This window comes from Streptomyces sp. NPDC058008 (assembly GCF_042886395.1).
Lineage (GTDB): Bacteria > Actinomycetota > Actinomycetes > Streptomycetales > Streptomycetaceae > Streptomyces.
In genome coordinates, this window is record NZ_JBHVQX010000043.1 from 43723 (window position 1) to 66952 (window position 23230).

Genomic DNA, 23230 nt, shown 5'->3' on the forward strand with positions numbered 1-23230 from the left:
GCGGCGGCGGCGCCCTCAGTACCAGATGTACCAGGCGTTCGCCTTGAGACTCTTGGTGGCCGCGACCTTGTTACGGATGGCGAAGAGAAGCTTCATCACTGCACCTCCTCTCGGGGGACGTGACACGTCCCGGCGGTACCGGCGAGCCGTGAAGTGATCCACGGCTTCGACAACGCGCGGAAGCTACCCCGACGGACGGCGCGGTAACCACCGGCGGCGGCAAAGCCCGACAGGCGCCGGGGGCACCGGAGTTGGCGAGAAGCACCGGCTGCTCCGCCGTGTCGCACCCCTCCGGCACTCCGCCGTACCAGGCCCCCGCCCCGCACATCCGGCGCCGGACACCGCGGTCCCCACCCCGGACGGCCGGGCCGGAACCGCCGTGGGCGACCGGGGCCCGCCCCACTCGTACAACCAATCGAACCCGTGGGCGGTCCTGTTCAGCGACGTCTGTATCGACGTACGTCGCCGGACAGGACTGAAGGACTTGATGAACCCAGCCAGACGCACCACCGCCACCGCCCTGGTCCTGGCCGCGGCAGGCGGAGTGCTCCACGCCGCGGCCGTACCCGCCTCCGCCGCCGTGAACTGCGCCTCCCCCGTCTTCACACGGCAGGTCTTCGCGAACACGTCGTTCTCGGGCACACCGAAGAAGAAGGACTGCGACTCCACGATCGACGAGAACTGGGGCACCCGCGCACCCGTGTCCGGGGTGCCGTCCGACAACTTCGGCGTCCGCTGGTCGGTGACCCGCGACTTCGGCTCCGGCGGACCCTTCACGTTCACGGTCGCCGCCCAGGACGGCATCCGGGTCTACCTGGACGGCGCCCGCAAGGTCAGCCTGTGGAAGAACGTCTCGGCCACCGTCAGAAAGACGGTCAACGTGACGGTCCCCAGCGGCAAGCACACGCTCCGCGTCGACTTCGTCAACTGGACGGGACCCGCGAACGTCAGGTTCGCCTACACACCGCGCACGTCCGCCGGTGTGGACAAGGTCAAGCCCCTCGTCCCGACGGGCACCGCCGTCTCCTACAGCACCTCCACCGGTGCGGCCAGGCTCACCTGGGCCAGGAACAAGGAGATGGACCTCGCGAACTACCGGGTGTTCCGGCGGCTGAAGGGATCCTCGTACGGCAGCAAGCCGCTCGCGACGACCACCGCCACGTCGTACACCGACAGCACCCTGCCGAAGACCGGCGCGGGCTACTACTACGAGGTCCGAGCCGTCGACAAGGCGGGCAACGCCTCCGGCGGCAGCGCCGACAAGCTCGTCACCACGATCGACAGGACGCCGCCCGCCGCGCCCTTCCTCGAATGGGACGCCTGCCCGGCCGGCCGGCCCTACGCGGCCCCCGAGCTGGTCACCACCGCGAAGAACGCCGCCGACATCGCCTGGTACGAGATGCAGCGTCTCGACACCGCCACGAACCGCTGGAACACCGTCTACTCGGGCGCCAAGGGCGCGATCTGCGACACCGGCCAGCCGGCCGACGGCAGCAAGGTCACCTACCGGGGCCGGGCCCGGGACGCCGCCGGGAACTGGTCGGCGTACTCGGCCGCCAGGACGTTCACCACCCCCGACCTGACCCCGCCGGCCGCCGTCACCCAGGTGCGCGTCGACTACCGTGCCGGCGTGCCGCACCTGGTGTGGACGCCCGTCACCGGGGCCGCCTCGTACCAGGTCCTCCAGTACGACCCGGCGACCGGCGGCTACGTCGACGCCCGGCCCGGGGAGGGCACCTCAGCGCGGACCGACGTGGTGCCGCGCCAGTTGGCGGCCGTCGCCGACAGCTACCGGTACGCGGTGCGCTCCGTCGACGCCAAGGGGAACGCGGCCGCGCCCGCCGGGATCACGCTGACGATGGCCGACCGGCCGGAGTCGATCGGTGCGTTCAAGACCACCGCCGTCAGGTTCGACGAGGGCGTGATGGTCGCGTGGAGCAGCGTCGACCCGTGGACCGTCGACGAGAAGCCGCTCCCCACGTACCGGATCCTGCGCACGGACACCGCCACCGGCGAGACCAGCACCGTGGACAAGTGCAAGCCGTTCACCTCGCACGACCAGCCGCTGTCGGACCCGGCCACCTACTGGACCTGGGCCGGCTCCGACGCCCCGCTGTCCGCCCGCAAGCAGGTCAACGGGACCTGCTGGGACGTCCAGGGCGCGTCGCAGACGACGTACGAGTACCGGGTCGTCACGACGGACCGGTACGGGCACGACTCCGCGCCCGGCCCGGCCGCCACGGAGACCACCCCGGACACCGAACGCCCGGCCCCGGTGGAGGACCTGAGCGCGGAACCCGTCCCGCTCGGTGTCCGGCTGACCTGGACGCCGCCCGCCGACACCGACGTCACCGGCTACCACGTGTGGCAGGGCGTCACGGACCCGGAGAGCGGCGAGACGGTCTTCAAGGAGAACTGCTGGACCAGCAGTTCCATGGCCAGGACCGAGATCCTCTGCCCGACTGTCCATGACGGCGCCACCCACGTCTACAAGGTGGCCGCGACGGACGACCGGCTCCTGCACGACGACGTGCCCCTGGACGTCCTCCACCCCGCCGAGGTCCAGGTCACCCTGCCCGACACCCGCCCGCCGGGCTGGACGGGGACCGAGGTCCGTGAGGGCCAGTACCCGAACCTGTACGTCGGCTGCTCCGAGAGCTCCGGCCTCGGGGACTGCTCACGCTTCGCGAGCTACCGCGTGGAGCGCTGGGACCCGGCCACGGCCGCCTACGTCACCCTGGCCGAGGGCGCGATGGGCTCGGCCTCGTCCTTCATGGACCTCACGGTGAACGAGGACCCGCTGGGTCTGTACTACTACCGCGTCGTACGCCTGGACGCCACGGGCGCCGAGGCCGCGACCCGGTCGACGGCGTACGGCATCTGGGACTCCTGGCTCTGACGGAGGCCGGACACGGAAGGGGGCCGGAGAATTCTCCGGCCCCCTTCCGTGTCTTCCGGTCCGGTCACCTTCCCGGGATCGTCCGGCTCCCTCTCCTGTGACCGGGACGGGGGAAGGCGGCCCGGTGCCGGCGGCTTTTCTCACCGGGACCGGGAGAGGCGGCCCGGGGCCGGCGACTCCTCTGGCCGGGACGGGCGAAGGCGGCCCGGTGCGTCCGAGGAGCCCCGCGCTCGCGCGCCGGGGCCGGACCGGGTGGGTGGGATCAGCGCAGGCCGGCGAAGAGATCGGTCTCGGGTGTGGCCGCGCCGGTGGCGTCCTTGACGCGTACGAAGGTCTCCGTGCCCATCAGCTCACCGAACCTCTCCCTGCCCATCTTGAGGAAGAAGATGTTCTCGCCCTGGCTGGCGTGCGCGGCCAGCGCGTCGAACTTCTGACCGCTGAACGCGGTGGTGTCCACCCAGGTGGTGATCTCGTCGTCGGGCAGACCGATCTCGGCCATCGCCGCGGCCTCCGCGGGATCCGGCTCCGGCATGTCCTCCCCGAACTCGCGCATGGTCTCCCCGAACCGCTGCATCATCGAGCGGGGCATCGTGGTCCAGTACACCTTCGGTGTCAGCGCGGTCATCTCCAGCGCCGCCATCGTGATGCGGTGGGCCTGGATGTGGTCGGGGTGGCCGTAGAAGCCGTTCTCGTCGTAGGTGACGACCACATCGGGGCGATAGTGCCGCATGAGTTCCGCGAGCCGGGCGGCGCCCTCCTCCACGGGGGTCTGCCAGAAGGACCCGGGGGCGTCGTTGCTCGGCCAGCCGATCATCCCGGAGTCGGCGTAGTCGAGCATCTCCAGGTCGCTGATCTTCAGGACCTCGCGACTCGCATCCAGCTCGCGGCGGCGCATCCGGGCCACGGCCGCCGGGTCGTGCCCGGGATCGCCCGGCTTGACACCCCCCGGTCCGTCCCCGCATCCGCCGTCGGTACAGGTCACGAGGACCGTGCGGATGCCTTCCGCCGCGTACCGCGCGAGGACCCCGCCGGTTCCGGTGGCCTCGTCGTCGGGGTGGGCGTGTACCGCCATGAGCGTCAGGGGCCGGTCAGTCATGGAAAACAGTCCTCCTGCAGAAAACTACGTCTCGGTCCGAGTGCGCGGCGGGCGTACCGCGTCCCGGGCCCGGATCCTGGTGGGGGCGGACGGCCTGGTCGCCTCCGTGTCCCCGCGTGCGGCGCCGGTCCCTCGGTTGGAACCCTGCCGGCCCGACCGGTTGTTCCCGGACCGGCGGCCCGCGCTTCCGGAGGCGCGTGTCTCCTCGTGGATCCGGACACCCTGCGTGGGCCCGGTGCCGGGACACGACGGCCCGCAGGCGCTGCGGTACACGGCCGCGCCCGGTCGTGCCCGGCCGTCATGGCGGCGCCCGGCCGTCATGGCCGAGGAGACGTGGAGGCCTCGCCCGCCGTGATCCTGGCCCTGCCCCCCCGCCCCACCTGGCGCCGTTCGCTGTGGGTGCTGTGGGTGCTGTGGGTGCTGCTGGGCTGTGGGTGCGAGGACGCTGCGGTTGCCATGGATGCGGCATCGCAGGGGTGCACGGACGGGGAGAGCTTGCCGGCGGCCCGCCGGATGCGGGATCGTACGACCATGCCCGAGGCCCCTGACGTCGAGACCGCGTGGACATGGCTGCTGGAGCGCCGGCCAGGTACCCGCGGCTGGTTCGACGACACACTGCCGCCCGTCGCGGCCGCCGCACACGCGGAACCCAGACTGCGCAGGTTCTTCCCTTTCCACACCCACGGCACGCTCAAGTTCTGCCGTGACGCGCCTCCGTGGTACGAGCCCCCGGTCGACGATCTGCCGTACGTCGTCCTGGGCGAACCGCCGTACAGCGTCTACACGGCCGACATCACCCGCCTCGGAGTGGTGAGCACGGCTGAGGACGCCATCGCCCTGGTGGTGGCGCACCTGCCCCCGGATACGGGCGGCGACGGAGCGGGCCGGCCGTCCTGAAATCCGTCGCGGCAGCGAGGACGCGACAGGTCCGACCCGCCCTGGCCGCCCGCTCGGTGAACGGTGCCGCCTTGGGGCTGGAGAGGGCCCGAGTCGCGCGTGGGATGTCCGTGCGGGGGTGTGCGCCGCGGGGCTCAGGGCATGGCATGCTGGCCCTCGACAGCAACGGTCACCGAAGTGCCGGTACAGCCGCGCGGCGGATCGTGGCGTATGCCCCTCATGCCCCGTATGCCTAGGACAGGTCGTCGAGCGGCCTGAGGAACCGGCGCTCGTAGCGCTTGATGCAGCGGGTCTCACGGGCCAGTTCGAACGCCTGCTGGCACTCCGGGTCGGACATGCTGTCCGACCGGTACTGCTCGTACGCGGCCAGACTGGGGAAGGAGAACAGGGCGTACGCAATGTCGCTGTCGCCCTCACTCGGCAGGAAGTAGCCGTGGTGCGTCCCGCCGAACCGGTTGACGAGCCGGACCCAGCGGCGGCCGTACTCCTCGAAATCATCGAGTTTGTCGGCGTCGATCTCGTACGTGAGGTGAATGGTGACCATGCCCGCATGATGCCGTGTCACGAGGGCCCCTCGGTGCGACCGGGGCTGTGGCCGGACCATCCGGCACGGACAGGGTCCGGCGGACACCCATGAGCCGACAGCGCGCGGGCCCCGGGCTTTCACGTCGGAGGTGTGGAGCGGGTGACGAGGGTCAGACGTGCCCTCCGGGCTGTGTGGCCGACCATGATCGCCGGGTCCGGCCGCGGAGTGGGGTCAGGCGGGCGGGGTGTCGGGGCGGCCGTCGTACGCGGCTCGGGCGGTGTCGATGTGGGTCAGATGGGCGATGCTCCACTCCAGGAGGGGCGCGGCGGCTTCGCGGAGGGTCCTGCCCATCGGGGTGAGTTCGTAACTGACGTGCGGCGGCATGACGTTGAGGACGGTCCGGGTGAGGATCCCATCGCGTTCCAGGCCGCGCAGGGTGACGGTGAGCATGCGCTGGCTGATCCCGTCCACGGCCCGCTTGAGTTCGGTGAAGCGGCGCGGCCCCTGGCTGAGGTTGCGCACGATCAGCAGCGACCACTTGTCGCCGACGATGCCGAGCACTTCACGGGCCTGGCACGGGTCCTCCGACCGTGCTGCCCGCGGCTCGCCGTCCGCTGTGCCGTTCATGGTTACCTCCAGAGAACCAGGGCACGTAAATGTGCCTTATTGATCGGGGTGCGGCAGATGCCGCACGATGATGACGGTTCCCAAAGAGTACCGAGGCACAAACAGGAACCGTCATGTTCCCGTGCCGTCACACCCCGAAGAGGAAGAGAAATCCCCTCATGGCAACTTTTCTGCTGGTACACGGCGCCTGGCACAGCGGCCGGTGCTGGGAGCGGGTGGTCCCCCTGCTGGAGTCGGCCGGACACCGCGTGTACGCGCCCTCACTGACCGGATACGGCGACAAGGCACACCTGCTCGGCCCCGAGGTGGGGCTCGACACCCACGTCGAGGACGTCCTGAAGCTGATCCACGAGGAGGACCTGAGCGAGGTGGTGCTCGTGGGCCACAGCTACGCGGGGCTGGTCGTCTCGTCCGTGGCCAACGAGGTGCCGGAGCGGATCGCGCATCTGGTGTACCTGGACGCGATGGTCCCGGAGCACGGCGAGACGGCCGTCGACGTGCAGCCCATGACCCAGAACCTCATCGACCTGGCCGAGAAGTCCGACAACGGCTGGCGCATCCCGCCGCTGCCCGAGATGCCTCCGCCCTTCGGCCTGTTCGGGGTCACCGACCCGGTGGACATCGCATGGCTGCGTGCGATGCTCTCCGACCAGCCGGCGCGCTGCCTGCGGCAACCGGTCCGGCTGGACAACCCGGCCGTGGACTCGATTCCGCGTACGCACATCCACTGTGTCGGCGCAGAGCCGGAAGGCATCGTCCGGCGGCCGGTCCCCGCGACACAGCCCAACGGCTCCCCGGCACGTATACGGCACCTGCCGACCGGCCACGACTGCATGATCACCATGCCGTCGGACCTGAGTGAACTGCTGCTCGAATCCGCTCCTCGTTAGCGTCCGGACCGTGACCGCGGTAGCGAGCGAGACGGGACGCCACGGTCAGAGGTCGTCCGGGGTGCCGACGGCAGCGGGTCCGAGGGGCGTGCGGTGTCCGCCGCAGTGGGCAGGTCGTAGTCCGCCATTCCCCTGTCGTTGACCGCGACGTCCCCCGAGAGCCGGTCGATGGCTGACGAGGTGCAGGCCGTTCCGCCCCGGGCAGCCGAAGCCGCGCTGAGCGGGGCGGTTCTTCAGCGCGCCGCTTGACGAGAGAGCAGCGTGGGAGGCTCCGGCGGTCGAGCGCGGGCAGGCGGCGTCGGTGCCGGGAGCGGCTTCAGCGGTCGGAGGGGAGGCTCGCGTCCGGTGCGACGGCGGTGGGTAGGTGGCTGAAGCCGTGGAGCCGACCGCCCCAGCCACAGCGCGGTTTCTCCCCACCCTGGTGCTTGCTTCAGCCGCGCGACCGGCGTAGCCGGGGAGCGCGCGGCGAGCGGTGCGAGCCGCCTTGATGAAGTAGAGAAAGGTTTGTCGCCTCCCCGGGAGGGTGCTCTCACGCGTCGCACTTCTGAGCTCGGGGCGGCACCTGCCTTTCTGCTGCCGTGGCCTCGGGGGACGTCGTGTCAGTGGCCCGGTCCTCGCGGCGGTTTGGGCCTGTGGGGGAATGCTGAAGCGCTGTGATGATCGATTCGACGTCTGCTGCGCTCATGATTCCGAGGTAGACGTAGGGCCTGCCGGTGGAGGTCACCGCCGGTCGGATGCCGCGGTAGTGGCGCTCCTGGATGCCCAGGCCGGCGAGGGCAGTCTTCAACTCTTCGCTCGCCGTCACGGCGGCTGCGTGGTGCTCGCGCCATCGTGGGAGGTCGACGCCGGTCACCGGACCTCTTCATCTGCATGGGGGTGCCTGCGGATCAGCACGGAGGCGTCAGTAGCGCGCGAGTAGTCTCCTTCGGCTCTGGCGGTCTGCCGTAGTTCCACCAGGTCGGAGCAGACGTCGCAGCCGAGGGGTGCCGGCGGTGGGGGTGGCAGCAGGAGGGGCTCGAATGGCGTGGAGCCTGCGGCTTCGGGGGTCTTCATGGTGTCGAGGGTGGCCACCCCTGAAGGACGTATCTCCGCGTACTCCACGGACAGTTGGGTCGTCTGCCGCTACGGTCCAGGAAGTCGGCTATGTCGGATGCCCGGTTGTCGCCGCGCGGCCTTGCGGTTCGCATCGGGGTGACGCCCAAGACCGTTGAGCGGTGGTTGGCGGACGCCGAGTTGCTACCCCACGCAAGGAATCGTACGGACGCTTGTCAGGCGCTGAAGGTGGATGAACAGATGATCTGGCCGAAGGCTGTGCAGGACCGGGTGAAGTCGGGACACGACCGAGAGCTCGTGCAGGCATATCCCTATCGGTCTGCGTGTCCGTCGACCGTGTGGGGTGAACTGGTCGAACGCGCGACGGAGCAGATCTGCCTGGCCGGGTACACGAACTACTTCTTCTGGCTCGAGCAGCCGGCCTTCGTCGAGACCCTTCGGAGAAAGATCGATGCGGGGTGCCGCGTCCGCTTCCTGATCGGAGATCCGGACGGCGAGGTGACCAGGCAGCGCGAGACGGTCGAGAATGTCGCTCTCAGCGTCTCCACGCGCATCCGCATCACCATGGAGCACCTGGAGCGTCTGGGTCCTGCCGACGGCCTGGAGGCGCGTTTCAGCAGCCACGAGGATGCGGCGAATCACGTATCCCTGTCGGTGTTCCGATTCGATCAGCAGGTGATGGTGACGCCGCACCTGGCGAGGCTCGTCGGACACGACTCACCATTGCTCCACCTGCGACGCCAAGGTGACGGCGGGATGTTCGACCGGTTCGTCGAGCATGCCGAAGAGCTCTGGACGAGGGGCCTCCCGGTCACTGCCTGAGCCGTCGATGAGGTCCGTGACTGCTGGAGCGGTGCGGAGCTGGTGTGCGACGTCTGAAGTGGTCCAGACAACGAAGAAGCCCCCGGCCGCCGGCCTGGGCCGTCATCGTGGAGCGGCCGACGAGAATCGAACTCGCGCTCTGAGCTTGGAAATCACGGATCGCTTGAGGGGAACCGAGGCACTGAACTGCGGAAACGGCTCCACCCAGAGTGAGCTGAGTAGGGCCCGAGCGGCTCGTGGTGACCGTTGTTGACCGGTCATTCCGGTGCGAATCCGGTGCACTACGGTTCGTCCTCGACGGGTTCGGAAGGGGGGGGCGGTCGTGGACATCGAGGAACTCATGGAGTGGTTGGCCGGGCGAGGATGCTCGGTGGTCTTCAAGGCTGACGGCGAGCGTGGGGAGGGGCACCGTTGGATGGTGATCGTCTCCGGCGGCGTCCTGGGGGCGGAGGGGTTCTTCAGGACTGACCTGTCGTCCGTCGAAGCGTGCGTCGAAGCCACTCTCGAGCACTTGGCGAGTCGGCAGATCTCCCCCTTCACCTGAGCTTGGGAAGCGACGCTCCTCCAGCTCTTTGTGCCGCCTCGACCAGCAACGGCGGGCGTCGAGGGGCCTTCCGGGGCAGACCCCTTTCGGCGCCCGCCATCTACCGGGGCTGACCGCCCCTCCGGGCACGGATCGGGCATGGCGTTGAGTGCTGACCTGTTCGTCCCGAAGCAACTAGGGCAGACATGGCGCCCTGGGGGACTTGTCGTTCACCTGCGCTGATGGTCCGCGGACTCCACGCTCGTCCGCTGTTGTGCGTCTGCGTCTCCGCGCAGTCAGGCACTCACCCGGAGCCAACGCGACGAGAAGAGGCGGTCCGGGCGCCGCGGCGGCCGCTCAGAGGTGATCGTCCAGCAACTTCCGTATCTCGTCGATGGTCATGGGCCCCGTGCTGTGCGCCACCGCCGCTCCCTCCTTCAGCAGGAGGCAGGACGGGGCTCCGGTGATCCCGTATCGCTCGGTTGCCGCCGGGCAACGCGTGATGTCGGTGCGGACGACCATCAGGCGGCCCGTGTAGGCGGCGGCGATGTCGCCCGCGACGAGATCCATCGCCCGACAGGGTTCGATTGCCTTGGGCCATGCCCCGGTGAAGTAGGTGAGAACCGGAACCTTGCTTCTCCCGAGGATGAAATCGAACTCCGCGTCCTCACGAGGTCGGTGAACCAGCTGTGTCATGGGAGCTCCTGACCTCAGGTTTCGTACTCCATCCCATCATCCCCCGCGCGGTGTGCCAGGACGGCCCCGGCCGGTCGTCCGGCCGGCTGCCGGGAGGGAGGTACGGGCTGTCGCGGGACGGCGGTGGTCCCCGGGACGAGCGGGCCCGGCCCCTTGTCACGACGACCGGAATGCCGTTTCCGGGGTCATAGCGGTTCGGCACCGGGAGCGAGCACGATCTCCGGACGCTCGCGGACGCGGCGGTGGACGGGTGACGCGTCAGCGGACCCGGAGACCGACCGCCAGCGTCAGTTCGAGGACCCGGTGTGGTGAGGCGAGATCGGGAAACAGCTCCCGCAGCTGCGACATCCGGTATCGAACCGTCTGGGGATGGACGAACAACGCCGCCGCGACCTCGTCCCGCCTGCCCTGGTGCAGCAGCCACGCCCGCAACGTCTCCTCCAGCCGTCGTGCGGTTGCGGCAGGCAGGGTCTGCAACGGTGCGAGGGCCCGTGCGCGCAGGTCCGCGAACGCGTCCACGTCGGCGCTGAGCACCAGGTCGGGCAGGTGGTCCTCGGTGTCGCGAATGTCAGAGGAAAGGGAGCGCGCGCGTAGGGCTCGTGCGTACGAGGCGGACGCGCGGGTCCAGGGCCGGGCCGGGCCGACCACGGCGGCGCGGTCGGTCAGCTGCCGTAGGAGGCGTGACCGGTCGGCGTCGGGGACGAGGAGTACACCGGTGGCATCCGGCAGATCGTCGAGGACGAGGGTGCTCGGGTCGAGTGTCCGGTAGGCGGGCCGGGCCTGGGCGGCGGGCAGCAGGACGGCGGTCAGTGAAACCGGAGGCTGCCACCTGGCCCGTTGGCCGGAGGCCAGCAGCACGTCCGGGCCCGCGCCGGCGAGGAGGTCGCGGGCCAGGTGTTCCAGGTGGCGCTCGTGGGCTCTGCCCCGGGCGGCGAGTTCGTCGGCGTGGCCCGCGGCGCTCGCGGCGGAGAGCTCGTCGATGTAGGCGAAGGTCAGCTCGGCGAACTTCGCGACCTCGGCGGCGGGCAGACCCGCGGGTACGGCACCCGCTGCCAGACATCGCCAGGCGACCCGTGCGCCGACGCGGTAGGCGCCGAGCAGGGCGTCCATGGAACGGCCGTCGCGCACCTCGCCGCGGCCCAGCTCGTAGGCGGCGTCCCCGGCGTCGCCGCCCGTGGCATTCCCGCTCGCAAGGTCCAGGTAGTGCCCCAGGGCGGTGCGGACGGCTCTGCGGATGGTGGCGCCCATACGGCCCGACAAGGCATGGGCGTAGGGAGGAACCTCGTCGATGATCGCCTGGACGACTTCGTCGGCGGTGGTCCTGAGCGCGGTCCGAAGGGCGGTGACCGTCGCCTCATCCAGGGTCAGTTCGCTGGCTCTCCGGATTGCATAGCTCATTTTTTGTTCCCTGTGAACAATTCAGTCGACCAGATTTACGTCCCGTGGTCAGGACTTTACGCCTGGAGGCGCAGCAAGCTGGAGCCATGACGAGTGGAGCCCTCCGCAGTGGGGCGTGGAAACTGCTGGAGATGGTCACGACGCCGCTGCTGCCGTCGGACTACCTCGACCTGGTCAGCCCGCTGCGTGCGGGCGCTGACCTGTGCGGGCGCATCGAGGCCGTGCGCTCCGAGACCGATGACGCCGCGACTGTCGTGATCAGGCCGGGACGGGGCTGGCGCGGCCACACAGCCGGCCAGTACGTGAGGGTCGGGGTCGACGTCGACGGAGTGCGCCTGTGGCGTGCCTACTCCATCACCTCGCCGACAGACCGCCGGGACGGCCGTGTCACGATCACCGTGAAGGCGATCCCGGACGGCAAGGTCAGCAACCACCTGGTCCGCAGAGCGAAACCGGGCACGCTGATCCAGCTCGATCAGCCGACCGGTGACTTCGTCCTGCCGCAGGCCAAGCCCGCCAAGGTGCTCTACCTGACGGCCGGCAGCGGCATCACGCCCGTGATGGGCATGCTGCGCGACACCGAACTCGACGACGTCGTCATGGTCCACTGCGCGCCACAGCCTCAGGACGTGATCTTCCGCAAGGAACTGCACAGCCTGGTCGCGGACAGGAAGCTTCGGCTCACCGAGGTGCACACCGACACGGACGGCAAGCTCGACATCGCCCGTCTCCAAGAGCTCGTGCCCGACTGGGCCGAGCGCGAGACCTGGGCGTGCGGGCCCGCAGGTCTGCTCGACGCCGCCGAGGAGCACTGGAGAGAGCACGGCGTCCGTGAGCGCCTGCACACCGAACGTTTCCGCCCCGGCATCGTCGTCGCCGGCGACGGCGGCGAGGTCACGTTCAGCGTCACCGGCAGGACCATCGCCGCGGACGGTGCCACGCCGTTGCTGGACATCGGCGAGGAGATCGGCGTGCTCATGCCCTCCGGGTGCCGTATGGGCATCTGCTTCGGATGCGTCACGCCGCTCAAGGCCGGCGCCGTCCGCGACCTGCGTACCGGCGAGATCACCGAGGCCGAGCCGGGCGTCCTCATCCAGACCTGTGTGTCCGCCGCGGCGGGCCCCTGCGACATCGAACGGTAGGAGCACCTTGACCGCCATCGACCCCACCGCCCACCTGACCGCTGAGCAGATCGAGGAACTGGGCCGCGAGCTGGACGCCATCCGCGACGAGGTGATCGCCGACCGCGGTGAGAAGGACGCCGCCTACATCCGGCGGATCATCTCGGCGCAGCGCAAGCTGGAGTTGGTCAGCAGGGGTGTGCTGCTGTTCTCGATCTTCCCGCCCGCGTGGCTGATCGGCACCGCCGGGCTGTCCGTGGCGAAGATCATGGACAACATGGAGATCGGCCACAACGTCCTGCACGGCCAGTGGGACTGGATGCGCGACCCGAAGATCCACTCCACCACCTGGGAGTGGGATCACGTCTCGCCGTCCGATCAGTGGAAGCACTCGCACAACGAGCTGCACCACACGTACACCAACGTGATCGGCAAGGACAACGACCTCGGCTACGGCATCATGCGCGTCGACGAGGACCAGAAGTGGCACCCCTTCCACCTCGGCCAGCCGCTGTGGAACTTCCTCAACGCCTGCTTCTTCGAGTACGGCATCGCCGCGTACGACCTGGAGCTCGGCAAGAACCTCCACAAGCGCCGCCGCAAGAACCCGGAGTTCCGCGCGCGGGCCAAGGCCGTGGGCCGCAAGATCCGCAAGCAGGTGCTCAAGGACTACGTGATCCACCCGCTGCTCTCGGGCCCCTCATTCCTCACCACGCTCGCCGCCACGTTCACCGCGAACCTGGTCCGCAACATCTGGACCCACTCAGTGATCATGTGCGGGCACTTCCCCGAGGGGGTAAAGGTCTTCGAACGCCGGTCGATCACGGGCGAGACACGCGGCCAGTGGTACCTGCGCCAGATGATGGGCTCGGCGAACATCAGCGGCAGCAAGGCCATGCACTTCATGACCGGCAACCTGTCGCACCAGATCGAGCACCACCTGTTCCCGGACCTGCCGAGCAACCGGTACGCCGAGGTCGCGGTGAAGGTGCGCGCGCTGTTCGAGAAGTACGAGCTGGAGTACGTCACCGGCCCGCTGCCCAAGCAGGTGTTCTCCGCGTGGCACAAGGTCTTCCGGCTCGCCCTGCCGAACAAGCAGCCCAAGGTCGGAACGCCGGACCGTGAGCAGGACCTCATCGCCGCCTGACGCCCCGGCCGCACCTCCGGCCCTCGGTGACGTCACTGCTGCGACACGACGGCCTACTCGGCCGGTGGAGTTCCCTGCTGCCCGGGTCCTACAGCTCGGTGAGCGCACGCCGGACAGACGCGACAGTGTCATGAGCAAGTCCGCTGATACACGCACGGCCGGGGGCGGCGCAGCAGGCCCTATGTGGGCTGATGTACCCCCCGGCCGGCTGGCGGCCGAAGCCGGTCGGGGACACCCGCGCTCCGCTCCGGGCCAACAAGAGAGCCCCAGGCTGCTGGCCTGGGGCTTTTTCATGGAGCGGGTGACGAGAATCGAACTCGCGCTCCGAGCTTGGGAATCAACGGGGCTTGGGCAGTCAAAGTGCCTTTGAGCTGCATCTTCGTCTGGGTGGGGCGAGGTTGGCGCGGTCTCTGGGCACTGCTCTTGACCGCTGCTGTCCGCTCCGAAGGGCACGGATGGGGCACGGTCGTTGAGGTCTGAGCAGCCTGATGTGCATCCTGTTGGCGCATGGTCTCTATGCAGTCATCAGTCTTCGTGCGGAGCTTCCAGCTCCTGGAGTCGTTCGCCGATGTCGTCGCCCCATGCCTGTGCCCACTGCCGCAGCCCGGTGATTGCCTGCTCGTCGAGTCCGTAGGCGGCGAATTCTGTGTCGTCGATCCAGTCGGCTCCACCGAGTCGCGCTTGGAGCTCGCTCAGATGGAAGGAGTCGCAGGCATGGCGCCGTCCGAGTTCCTCGAGTTCGGCATGGCTCCAGCGGTTCGCAGCGGCCTGTACGTCGATCAGGTCCCTGGCGAGACCGCGGTCGGCCAGTGCGCGGACCTTGGTCCCAACGACATCTTCCAGGGACAGGACCAGGCCGTGCTCGGTATGTACGGGCGGCCGCCAGAGTGCTTCCTTGAGGATGTCGACCTCGCACTCCTCGTGGCTGGCAGGGTCGGTCACAATCAAGCGCGCGGACAGCGGGTCTGCCTCCAGAGCTTCTACGCTCCACCCGCGCTGCTCTAGTCCGGCACGCACGACGGTAGCGATGTCCTCCATTCGATCTGGGTTCTCGGTCGCAACATTGAGGTCCTGGCTGAGCCTGTCCACCAGGCCGTGCGCCTGGACCGCGTAGCCGCCGGTGAGCGCGAGGGGGTACGCGCCGCCCACGGCGAGTACGTCTGCAAGCAAGCGGCGGTGCAGGCCGGTGAGGTTCACGCAGCGGTCCGTGCGCTGCCGCCCAGCTCGCTGAAAGTACTTTCCCAGACTTCACGGATATCTCTGCTGACCAGTGTGCGCAGTGTGGGCCACAGGCCGACGAGAAGGTCCCGATCGAGGTACTGGACCAGGTCGTCGTGCTGACCCTCGGCGAGGACGATGCGGTAGTAGCTCATCCGCAACCGGGGCTGGTCGAGGTCGAAGGTGGTCAGCCCTGACCACGCAACATGGAGCGGCAGACGCACAGGGCCATGCTGGGGACCGACAAGCTCGGAGAGCGCTGCGGGCAGGCGCCGGGCGAACTTGGCACGGCGGAGATCGGCAAGGCCGGGCTGTGATGCCATACGTCGATTATCCAGGAAATTCGGCAGTGAGCCGCTTGGTCCGCAGACAACGTTCCTGTGGGCACGAGGCGGGTCCGGCCGGTGGCCGCTCCGCCAGCTGCGAAGCTGCCAACAAGAAAGCCCCGGCCGCTGGCCTGGGGCTATTGCATGGAGCGGGTGACGAGAATCGAACTCGCGCTCTGAGCTTGGGAATCAACGGTTCTCGAACGACCGTATTGGCTCTGACCTGCATGTTTGGTCGAGACGTGCGCGGTTGGAGTGGTCTCCGGGCGCCGTACATGACCGCTGTTGTCCGCTCCGCTGGGCACGGATGGGGCACGGGCGGCGACAGTGCACCAGAACCTGCTGAGGTTCATGCTCCAGGTGGCCTGGAGGGTCAGAGAGGGATGATGCGGACTTGGTTGCCGCAGAGCTTGGTCATGTCGTCGCTGTCGGAGGTCAGCAGGGCGACGGGTTTCGGCTGGCGGAGCGCGACCTCGGCGACCGTGGCGTCGATGGCGTACTTGTGCCCGTGCAGTCCGGCGCCCTTGAGGAGCTCCGCTGCCGCTTTCGCTGCCTGCTCGGTGACCGGCTCCACCTTGATGCGGGACAGGGCCCAGTTCAGGCGAGGCATGTTGGTGGACGCTGCCCAGCGATCAGGTGGCGGAGCTCCGCAACAGGGCGTCAGTCAGTGCCCGAGCCGCGACCACCGGAACCTGAGTATCAGCATCAATGTCAGTGCTCACTTCTAGGGTTACTTGCATGGCGATATTCCGATCCAGCTACACGCTCCGGGTCATGGTCGAAGAGGCACAGAAGCTCACCGAGCACGCGAGCGTGCGGCAGCGTATCGATGAGGTACTGCGCATCATGGGGAATGACTTCGGCGGTACGTACGGCAAGGGCAGACCGCTGGTGGATGCCCTGGAGGACGTTGCTCAAGAGTCTCTCCTGCACGAGGACATCGCGCTCGCCCAACGCTTCCAGAGGTTCGCTGGCTACGCCGGTGGCAAGCTCTACCTCGACACGGTGGAGAACTACTACAACAAGGGGGCGCGACAGCGAAGCGAGGAGTACATGCGGCGGATGGTCGCCATGGGCGCCGAGCGAGCCGCGGCCGCCCTGGACGTCTTGCGCGCCGAGAACCCAGAGGCAAGCTTCGCTGATGCCCTTGCCCTCTTCCGCGGCATCGCCCGGGCCACGGACCACCTCGCCATCGGAGCCGGAGAGGGCGGAATCCAGCTTCCCAGCAAGTACTTGAAGCACCTCCAGGCGTTCGGGCACATGGAACTGGTCCTGCGGAACCTGCCTCGACCAGCCTCCGCCGAGGTTGCCCGGATGATGAGCGACGTCTTGGCGGATGCTGACGCGGGAATGCTGGCTCAAGTGCTCGAACTGAAGGCCAGGCGAGCGGGCCTTGAGTCCCTGCGCGCCGCGGTGGATCAGCCTGACAGTTCCGAGAGTGCCCTCCATGCTTGCCTGAAGAATCAGGAGTGGATCTTTGGTGGCGCCTACGTGGCCGAGCTTGCCCGCCGCCAGTACACACCGGACACCATTCTCGACATTCCGCTGCTACGTGGTGATGGATCCCTGCACGTGGTGGAACTCAAGCGTGCCAACATCGAGAAACTAGTCATCCGGCCCAGCGGCCACCTCATGCTGGGCGCGCCAGCACACCATGCGGTCTCCCAGGCGCAGAACTACCTCCGGACCATGGACGAGAGCCGTCAGACCATCCTCGCGCGGTACGGCATCGACACTCGCAGGGCTTCGGCAACCGTCGTGATTGGGCACTCGCAGTATGTGGGTGGAAGCATCACGCCCCAGGAGGTCGCGGAGACGCTGCGGACCTATAACACGCACATGGCACGCATAGAAGTGATCACGTACGAGACCCTGCTGGAGTCGGCGGCGCGGATGCTGGCGCTCTCGTCGGCAGGGCAGGCCCCCGGCCTTATCGAGGAATCCGCGGCATGAACGACAACCCTCGTGCGATTGAGTCCCTGCTGGCGAGTCTCTGTGGTGACGCGATCACCAGCAAGGACTATGTCGGCTACTTCATGAACGAACACGGCGAGGAAGTTGTTTTCGCTCAGCGCCGGGGTGATAAGAGCGCCCGGCTCTGGCACAGCGACGCGGACTGGAAGATGTTCCGAGTGGTTGATCATTCGATACGGCTCGACGGAGTCATGGACGGGATGATCACGGTCGACGACTTGATCATTGACCGATCGGAGGCGACTTGGCTGTCCTCCTGCCTGGCAGCCTCCCGACACCTGCGACAGAAACGCAGTTAGGGATCGCGTGAAGCCCGGCGGCGCTCTGGGGCCGCAGGGGTTCTTCGGGACTGACCTGTCGTCCGCCAAAGCGTGCGTTAAGCCACACTCGAGCACTTGGCGAGCCGGCAGATTCCATCATTCACCTGAGCTTGGAAGCTCGAGGGATTACGGGACAGCCCTTAGGTGCGATTTAGCCGTTGACCTGCGATAAAGAGAAGGAAAGCTCTTCGACAGGGTTGATCGAGCGACTTCCGTTCCCCGTGGTTCGCTGCTCAACCTGGCACGGATCTGGCACGGGGCGTTCACCTGTCCGACCCTCAGCAACGACCCAACTCGGAATAGTGAGGGCGAGTTACGGGCCATCTGTCAGTCCCTCCCTCTAGGCTAGACTCATCGGTTGGCCGGAGCCGGCATGAGGAGATGCAACTTTGACAGTCGTCCCTGCCACCCATCTGGTGGACCGTGCTGGAGTGTCTCGGGCCGCATACTTGGTTACCACCCAATTGGGCTGGCTTTTCCGTGAGCAAGAGACTAGCGATATCGGAATTGATGCCCACATCGAGGTGGTTGATGGGGCCGGAGCTCCCGGCGGAGAATCTGGACTGGGAACTGGTCGGCTCTTGGCTGTGCAGATCAAGTCCGGCGCTAGTCAATTCGCCAAACCGACGGATCTTGGGTGGTGGTTCTATTGTGACGCAAAACATGTTGAGTATTGGATGAATCACTCACTCCCAGTCACTCTTATGTTGTTCGAGCCGGAATCCGAGCAAATTTACTGGCAGCACGTTAGCGACGAGACGGTCATTGTCGCCGGGCAGGGCCATAAAGTACTCGTCCCGTTGAGGAATAAGCTGAGTGAATTCCACAGAGATGAGCTCGCCGTTCCGGCCCGACGTCAGACCAGCGGGATCGCCATTGCGAGGCCCACGCGGGGCGCATCTGTACGGCAAGCGGACTACGAGCTGGCTGGCGCCATCGACCTGCTGGTGTCTGCTCTGGGAAAGGCAGTAGAAGAAGCGACTCCGCGAGACTTCCGCTTCGCCTTTGCTTCTCAGTTGCGGGCACTGCATCGCCGCGTTGGAGCGCCCGGTCTCGATATCGTGTCAATAAAGACAGGGTATGAGGTTGCGAAGCTCTCTTCCTATCTTAAGGGGGTCACCCACCCAAGCAGGGGTCGAGTTGTCGCTATCGTTGAATCGCTCATCGAGTGCGCATGCGAGAAAGAAATTAAGATCCCTGAGTACCTGACGGACGTGCGCGCATGGGAAAGAATGTGGCGTGTTGCAGATAAGCCGGGGATGCAGAAGATCCTTAAGAATAAGGCGCGGAAGGGTACGCCCCTCTCCTGGCAATCATAAAGCTTTCCCGTCCCGCAGAGTGGCGTATATCTAACTCGCGTCACCACATACCACCTCGCTTCCATCCCGTCCGCCGTCGACCCACACACCCCGTGCCGCGTCTGCACGGCTCTGCCTGGGTCGATAGTGGACGGGATGGAAGCCCCCCCCCACGCTCGCCACGATGTGGCCGCGGCCGGGAACGGTGCCTCCCCCCACCCGGTGCCGCCGGAGGCATGTCCTTGACCGTGGGCCGCGTTCGTCGGGTGCTCGCCTCATGACCTCCGGGCCTTGCCACAGTGGGCGGGCGTCGGCGCAGCTGGGGAGCCCGCCCGGCGGAGCGGAGCGCAGCCGGGTGCTTTGATGAAGTAGAGAAACTCTTACCGCGCTGCTTGGGGCGGGCAAGCGGGTAGTGGTCCTGCCGGCCTTTCTGCGGACCGACGTTCGGCGACACCTCGACTGGTACGCGGAGAAGGGCCCGGGCGGACTGCTGTTCGTGGGGGAGAAGGGCAAGCCCTTCCGGCGTTCCACATTCGGGCGGAAGTGGCGCAGGGCCCGCGTGCTCGTCGGCATGCCGGACGGCTTTCGCTTCTACGATCTTCCTCACACCGGTCACACCCTGGCCACCCGGTCCGGGGCCACGCTCAAGGACACGATGGTCCGCGCCAGCCAGTCGTGGAGAAGGCCGCGCTGATCTACCAGCACTCGGACCTTGAGCGGCAGCAGGAAGTCGCGAGCGGGCTCGACGACCCCGTGCGGTCCGCCCGCAAGGAGGCTGATCGGGGGCCTTCTGGTGCGGATCTGGTACGCGACCCCTGAACTGGTCCAGACAACAAAGAAGCCCCGGGCCGCTGGCCTGGGGCTTTTTCATGGAGCGGGTGACGAGAATCGAACTTGCGCTCTGAGCTTGGGAATCACAGATCAACTTCTGGCCCCAAGCTCCTGAGCAGAGAGAATGGCAGACCAGGGTTGGGCCGCGGCGCTTGCCCCCTGCCCAGTACTGACCGCTGGTTACCCCGTCTTCTGGTGCTTATCTGGTGCGGGGACCGCAGGGGCTCGCTCGCCGGTCTGTGTAGCGTTCGCTGTCTGCTCGGGCCCGGTGTTGTGCACTGCCACGAGTTCGCCCAGGTCGTTCGAGACCATCACTCGTGCGAGGTGGCCGGCCACTGCCACAACTCTCGGCCATGCCGTCCCTTACAGGCTCTGCTCGTCAGCGTTGCTTCCTGTGCTGCCTGTCGAGCGCCTGCGGCTGGTGACGGAGTCGTCAACGTTTGCCCTTGAGTCTCAAGCGGCCTGGGGTCTCCTCGGTTGCCGGCGCTGGCGACGGGAGAAATAGGTACTGGGTGTCCAGCATTCGTTTCCACGTTGCCTGCGTGTGCATATCCGCCAGAAATGGGCTAGCGGTGATTTCATTCATTGCGGACAGGATGGCGCGACTGTCCATTCCTCTTCCGGCGTGCTGGGCGGTGGCGTAAGTCCTTCCTCCATGCAATAGACTCTCGAACTCCAAATATGTCGGGTCGCTGGAAAGTTCCCTTAGGGTCTTGCGTGAGAGTATGAGTGAGTCAACCTTTCCTGTCATGATCTCAAGGAGGTTATAGCCGCCTGTAGTGGCGAGCCCTTGACCTGTGATCGAAGCACCAGTCTTATTCCATGGCGGTAGTGAGCCGTGCTTGGCTTTGTAGGACTCGATAAGGATGCCCTCCAGGGTGGTCGCGTGCGCTAGGCCCTCTAGGGGGGAGTCGGAGTGCTCAACCGTGTTCTTGCCACGCTTTTTTTGCGTTCCTGGAGGTGCTGACCTGCTCCAGGGGTGATTGCACAAAAATCGCAAGACCAAGCTTCTCGTGTTCAGTAAACCATGCGGTTATCTCCCGCACTTTGCAGCTTTCTGGCTTGACCTTGATTACTCCGTTGTGGTGGCAAAAGCGCTGAGTTAGATCGCGTGCGAGTCCGACGTAGAGTACGGTTGAATCTTCGGGATTGAAGTAACAATAGACGCCGACAGAGGAGAATCCGTAGGTGTCATTTGGTGAGGCGATATCATCCAATGCGTACTTGATCTCGTGTGTTTCTTGTTTTCCGTAAAGGTCGCGGATAATCGTTCCCAGCATGGCTGGCTCCATCGCTGTAGGAAACAAGCATTATGTGACTCTCCAACTTCGCCTGTGTTGAGGGTACTTGGTCCCACTGACAGTGCAGTTGCCCGTTGGCGGTGTCAGGTGAGCTTGCCTGGGGCTTCTTCATGGAGCGGGTGACGAGAATCGAACTCGTGCTCTGGGCTTGGGAATCAGCGGTGCTTGGGTCGCAGAGGGGGCTCTGAGCTGCGCTTTTACGTCGGCCGGCGGAGATGGGCATGGTCTATGGAAACCGTGTCTGCCCGCTGTTGTCCGCTCTGCTGGGCACGGATGGGGCACGCCGACGGCGGGACATCAGTCTGTGGCTCTGCGCCGGAGCGGGTGACGGAAAACTGAAGGGGAACTACCCCACGGTGTAGTCACAGATCGTCAGGGGTTCCGTCGACAGCAAGCCCGCAATCGGCGGGAAGGCTGGCGGCGATCAACGCGTAGGCCTCTTCCTCGGTGTCGACCACACCGAGGAGGGGCTTGTCGGACTTGCGACGCGCTCGGTATCCACCCTCGACCAGCGGGTAGGCCGTACCGACATCGTTCGTCCAGGGCCACCGGGTGCACCGGCTCAGATACAGAACGCCGTGGCTGACCATGGGCCAGAGCTCGCGCAGCGACGGGTGCTGGTAAGTAGCTCGGGAAACGGCCGGATTGATGAGTCCCTGCCGTAGGACAGGATATCGGACCACTCTGCTGCCACGATCTAGCGGACGCTCGACTCTATTCCCGTTCACTCTCGCCAAATACCCGCTTTTCGTTTGCCCCAAATAGTTTTCCGGCAAGAAAAGCGTGAAGCGCCTTCCCGGGAATGCTGGAAATGCTGTCCCCGCGTCGCTGCGGAATGAGGAAAAATGAATCTCTTACAATCTCGTCGATGGCGGCTCCCTGCACGATAAATGGTTTCAGGGAATCTTTTTGGGGCGGGATGGTGATATACATTACATGCCCGCCATCGTGGGCCGCAAGGCCGATTCCGAGACCTTCAATGGCTGGATAAATCCGGGATTCGAGAACTGACTTGTACCGCAAATCGGTTTTGGGCTGAATATCAAGAGGCGTGATTTTAGCAAACACGTCTCCCGTGCCATCTCCCTTCGTTCTCATCCCTATGATTAGGATGCCTCCGCTGGAGGAGTTTGCAAACTGTGCCACATCCTTAGCCAGTTCGAACTTGCCGGCGTTCGTGTCGATCTCATACAAGGCTGATTTTGCCTCAAGCTGGCCATCTTCTCGCAATCCTAGAAGCGAGTTGATGTTCCCATTGACGATCAGACGAGTGGCGTGCTGCGCCGTAACATGCTCTGCGGTCGCGTTTCCCGGCCACCCGATCATTTCGATCAAGTGCGCACAGTTCAATAACTGCCAGACTGTGCGGTCTCCTGTCGACCAGGTCGTCGTGAGCTCGTGCAACTGTTCTTGGGGGCTGTCGTAGTATTTAGTTTTCACCAGCTTCGCATCGATCGATTCCAAAACTTTGGCGGCATCGGAATAGAACTGCTTGAAGGTAATTCTGGGGTGAGATTGCACTGAAAGCTCAACCATGGGGTTACCGTCACGGTTGACGCTGAAGTTGAGGCTAGGCTCGTCGTCCCTTCCTTTGATGAAGATCGAGGATGCCTCATTCTGAGTTTGCTTCTCACTGGTGAGGGGAATCTCTGTCTCAATGAAATGCCCTACCGCGCGCAGTCCCGCCAGAATCGGGAAATCGAGCAGCTTGTCGAATGTGCCGTTCGCCTCCCAGTAGTGATGTGAGTCTCCGCGCCATACGTGGGCTTTGAGCTCCATTCCTCCCCGCACCTTGAATTTGGCCCAAGTTCCGTCGAAACTCCCCGATTCAATAATTTCCATCGAGTTGCGTCACCCTATTCGGATCGTTGAATTGTCTGTGATCTTGCGATTAGGATATCGCCAAAGCAAGGTCGGCGGAGCGGGTTTGGCGGGGGCCCTGCCCGGGTTGGGTCGAGCATGATCAGGGGGCCATGCGCTGGCCAGCAACTCGGGCAGACTGTGACCCTGCCCGGATTGTGAACGAGTGGCCCCCTGGCCGCGCTCGACGCGGGACTGGAACCGGGGAGGTGGCTGAAGCCGTGGAGTCGACGCTCCAGCCACAGCGGGCTTCTTCCCTCCCCACAGTGCTAGCTCTAGCCGCGCGACCGGCTTAGTCGTGGCCAGAGAGGGCGCGGAGCGCGCCGCCTCTATGAAGTAGGGAAAGTTCTACCGCGCTGGTAGCAGGTGTCTAACCTCGAAGTTTCGTGACGGTCCACCGACTCCGT

The 23230-nt window shown here is 66.2% G+C and carries 22 protein-coding genes and 2 pseudogenes; 11 read left to right on the plus strand and 13 right to left on the minus strand.

The genetic code is table 11. The features are described from left to right. Positions 1-15: 15 nt before the first annotated feature. Positions 16-96, minus strand: coding sequence for a tryptorubin family RiPP precursor (locus ACFVS9_RS31290; RefSeq protein WP_389937878.1), 81 nt, complete (start codon positions 94-96; stop codon positions 16-18). A 391-nt stretch (positions 97-487) separates the two neighbouring features. On the opposite strand from ACFVS9_RS31290, the gene ACFVS9_RS31295 reads away from it, so the two are divergent. Beyond that, positions 488-2899: a PA14 domain-containing protein gene (locus ACFVS9_RS31295; protein WP_389937834.1), complete on the plus strand. Its 2412-nt coding sequence runs from the start codon at positions 488-490 to the stop codon at positions 2897-2899. 262 nt (positions 2900-3161) lie between these two features. Here the strand turns inward: ACFVS9_RS31295 and ACFVS9_RS31300 are convergent, their stop codons facing one another. After that, entirely contained in the window at positions 3162-3995 is an 834-nt protein-coding gene (locus ACFVS9_RS31300; protein WP_383113238.1) for a PIG-L family deacetylase, read from the minus strand. A gap of 531 nt (positions 3996-4526) precedes the next feature. On the opposite strand from ACFVS9_RS31300, the gene ACFVS9_RS31305 reads away from it, so the two are divergent. Next, positions 4527-4892, plus strand: coding sequence for a DUF6193 family natural product biosynthesis protein (locus tag ACFVS9_RS31305; protein ID WP_389937837.1), 366 nt, complete (start codon positions 4527-4529; stop codon positions 4890-4892). A 232-nt stretch (positions 4893-5124) separates the two neighbouring features. Here ACFVS9_RS31305 and ACFVS9_RS31310 read toward each other — a convergent pair whose 3' ends face one another. Both ACFVS9_RS31310 and ACFVS9_RS31315 read right to left on the minus strand, forming a co-directional pair. Continuing rightward, a complete protein-coding gene (locus ACFVS9_RS31310; RefSeq protein ID WP_383113240.1) occupies positions 5125-5436 on the minus strand; it encodes an NIPSNAP family protein in 312 nt (103 codons plus the stop codon). A 213-nt stretch (positions 5437-5649) separates the two neighbouring features. Further along, positions 5650-6045 carry a winged helix-turn-helix transcriptional regulator gene (locus ACFVS9_RS31315; RefSeq protein ID WP_389937840.1) on the minus strand — a complete coding sequence of 132 codons (396 nt, stop codon included), beginning with the start codon at positions 6043-6045 and terminating at the stop codon, positions 5650-5652. Positions 6046-6203: 158 nt separating this feature from the next. Here ACFVS9_RS31315 and ACFVS9_RS31320 point away from each other — a divergent pair, with 158 nt between their 5' ends. Then, a complete protein-coding gene (locus tag ACFVS9_RS31320) occupies positions 6204-6935 on the plus strand; it encodes an alpha/beta fold hydrolase (protein ID WP_389937843.1) in 732 nt (243 codons plus the stop codon). A 529-nt stretch (positions 6936-7464) separates the two neighbouring features. On the opposite strand, the gene ACFVS9_RS31325 is transcribed toward ACFVS9_RS31320, so the two are convergent. Next, a complete protein-coding gene (locus ACFVS9_RS31325; protein WP_383113243.1) occupies positions 7465-7788 on the minus strand; it encodes a hypothetical protein in 324 nt (107 codons plus the stop codon). Positions 7789-8078: 290 nt separating this feature from the next. Between ACFVS9_RS31325 and ACFVS9_RS31330 the strand changes: the two genes are divergently transcribed. Continuing rightward, a complete protein-coding gene (locus tag ACFVS9_RS31330) occupies positions 8079-8810 on the plus strand; it encodes an XRE family transcriptional regulator (protein WP_389937846.1) in 732 nt (243 codons plus the stop codon). 322 nt (positions 8811-9132) lie between these two features. Next, positions 9133-9354, plus strand: a complete 222-nt coding sequence (locus ACFVS9_RS31335) for a hypothetical protein (RefSeq protein WP_389937849.1) — start codon at positions 9133-9135, stop codon at positions 9352-9354. Between the two features lie 336 nt (positions 9355-9690). On the opposite strand, the gene ACFVS9_RS31340 is transcribed toward ACFVS9_RS31335, so the two are convergent. Both ACFVS9_RS31340 and ACFVS9_RS31345 read right to left on the minus strand, forming a co-directional pair. Beyond that, positions 9691-10029 carry a thioredoxin family protein gene (locus ACFVS9_RS31340; RefSeq protein ID WP_389937852.1) on the minus strand — a complete coding sequence of 113 codons (339 nt, stop codon included), beginning with the start codon at positions 10027-10029 and terminating at the stop codon, positions 9691-9693. 258 nt (positions 10030-10287) lie between these two features. Then, the gene (locus ACFVS9_RS31345) at positions 10288-11427 is read right to left on the minus strand and encodes a PucR family transcriptional regulator (RefSeq protein WP_389937855.1); all 1140 of its coding nucleotides are present in this window, start codon (positions 11425-11427) and stop codon (positions 10288-10290) included. 131 nt (positions 11428-11558) lie between these two features. On the opposite strand from ACFVS9_RS31345, the gene ACFVS9_RS31350 reads away from it, so the two are divergent. Beyond that, positions 11559-12569, plus strand: a complete 1011-nt coding sequence (locus ACFVS9_RS31350) for a ferredoxin reductase (protein WP_389937881.1) — start codon at positions 11559-11561, stop codon at positions 12567-12569. A 7-nt stretch (positions 12570-12576) separates the two neighbouring features. Next, on the plus strand, positions 12577-13695 hold the full coding sequence (locus ACFVS9_RS31355) for a fatty acid desaturase family protein (protein WP_383113248.1): 1119 nt from the start codon (positions 12577-12579) through the stop codon (positions 13693-13695). Positions 13696-14220: 525 nt separating this feature from the next. Here the strand turns inward: ACFVS9_RS31355 and ACFVS9_RS31360 are convergent. From ACFVS9_RS31360 to ACFVS9_RS31370, 3 genes and pseudogenes are all read right to left on the minus strand, one after another. Further along, on the minus strand, positions 14221-14892 hold the full coding sequence (locus ACFVS9_RS31360; protein WP_389937858.1) for a nucleotidyl transferase AbiEii/AbiGii toxin family protein: 672 nt from the start codon (positions 14890-14892) through the stop codon (positions 14221-14223). Further along, a complete protein-coding gene (locus tag ACFVS9_RS31365; protein WP_389937861.1) occupies positions 14889-15236 on the minus strand; it encodes a transcriptional regulator in 348 nt (115 codons plus the stop codon). Before ACFVS9_RS31365 ends, ACFVS9_RS31360 begins: the two co-directional genes overlap by 4 nt. Before the next feature lie 376 nt (positions 15237-15612). Further along, a pseudogene (locus tag ACFVS9_RS31370) lies at positions 15613-15855 on the minus strand (DNA-binding protein); the annotation flags it as partial. Between the two features lie 122 nt (positions 15856-15977). On the opposite strand from ACFVS9_RS31370, the gene ACFVS9_RS31375 reads away from it, so the two are divergent. The 4 genes and pseudogenes from ACFVS9_RS31375 to ACFVS9_RS31390 all read left to right on the plus strand — a co-directional run. Next, complete coding sequence (locus tag ACFVS9_RS31375) at positions 15978-17192, plus strand: Shedu anti-phage system protein SduA domain-containing protein (protein WP_389937864.1); 1215 nt, start codon at positions 15978-15980, stop codon at positions 17190-17192. Continuing rightward, entirely contained in the window at positions 17189-17512 is a 324-nt protein-coding gene (locus tag ACFVS9_RS31380) for a hypothetical protein (RefSeq protein ID WP_389937866.1), read from the plus strand. Before ACFVS9_RS31375 ends, ACFVS9_RS31380 begins: the two co-directional genes overlap by 4 nt. A gap of 452 nt (positions 17513-17964) precedes the next feature. Then, a complete protein-coding gene (locus tag ACFVS9_RS31385; RefSeq protein ID WP_389937883.1) occupies positions 17965-18852 on the plus strand; it encodes a DUF4365 domain-containing protein in 888 nt (295 codons plus the stop codon). Positions 18853-19228: 376 nt separating this feature from the next. Beyond that, positions 19229-19650 (plus strand): annotated as a pseudogene (locus tag ACFVS9_RS31390) (site-specific integrase); the annotation flags it as partial. Between the two features lie 932 nt (positions 19651-20582). Here ACFVS9_RS31390 and ACFVS9_RS31395 read toward each other — a convergent pair. The 3 genes from ACFVS9_RS31395 to ACFVS9_RS31405 form a co-directional block, all read right to left on the minus strand. Continuing rightward, a complete protein-coding gene (locus tag ACFVS9_RS31395) occupies positions 20583-20954 on the minus strand; it encodes a hypothetical protein (protein WP_389937869.1) in 372 nt (123 codons plus the stop codon). A 371-nt stretch (positions 20955-21325) separates the two neighbouring features. Then, a complete protein-coding gene (locus tag ACFVS9_RS31400; protein WP_389937872.1) occupies positions 21326-21553 on the minus strand; it encodes a DUF6193 family natural product biosynthesis protein in 228 nt (75 codons plus the stop codon). Between the two features lie 124 nt (positions 21554-21677). Beyond that, positions 21678-22805 carry a helix-turn-helix domain-containing protein gene (locus tag ACFVS9_RS31405; RefSeq protein ID WP_389937875.1) on the minus strand — a complete coding sequence of 376 codons (1128 nt, stop codon included), beginning with the start codon at positions 22803-22805 and terminating at the stop codon, positions 21678-21680. Positions 22806-23230: the final 425 nt, after the last annotated feature.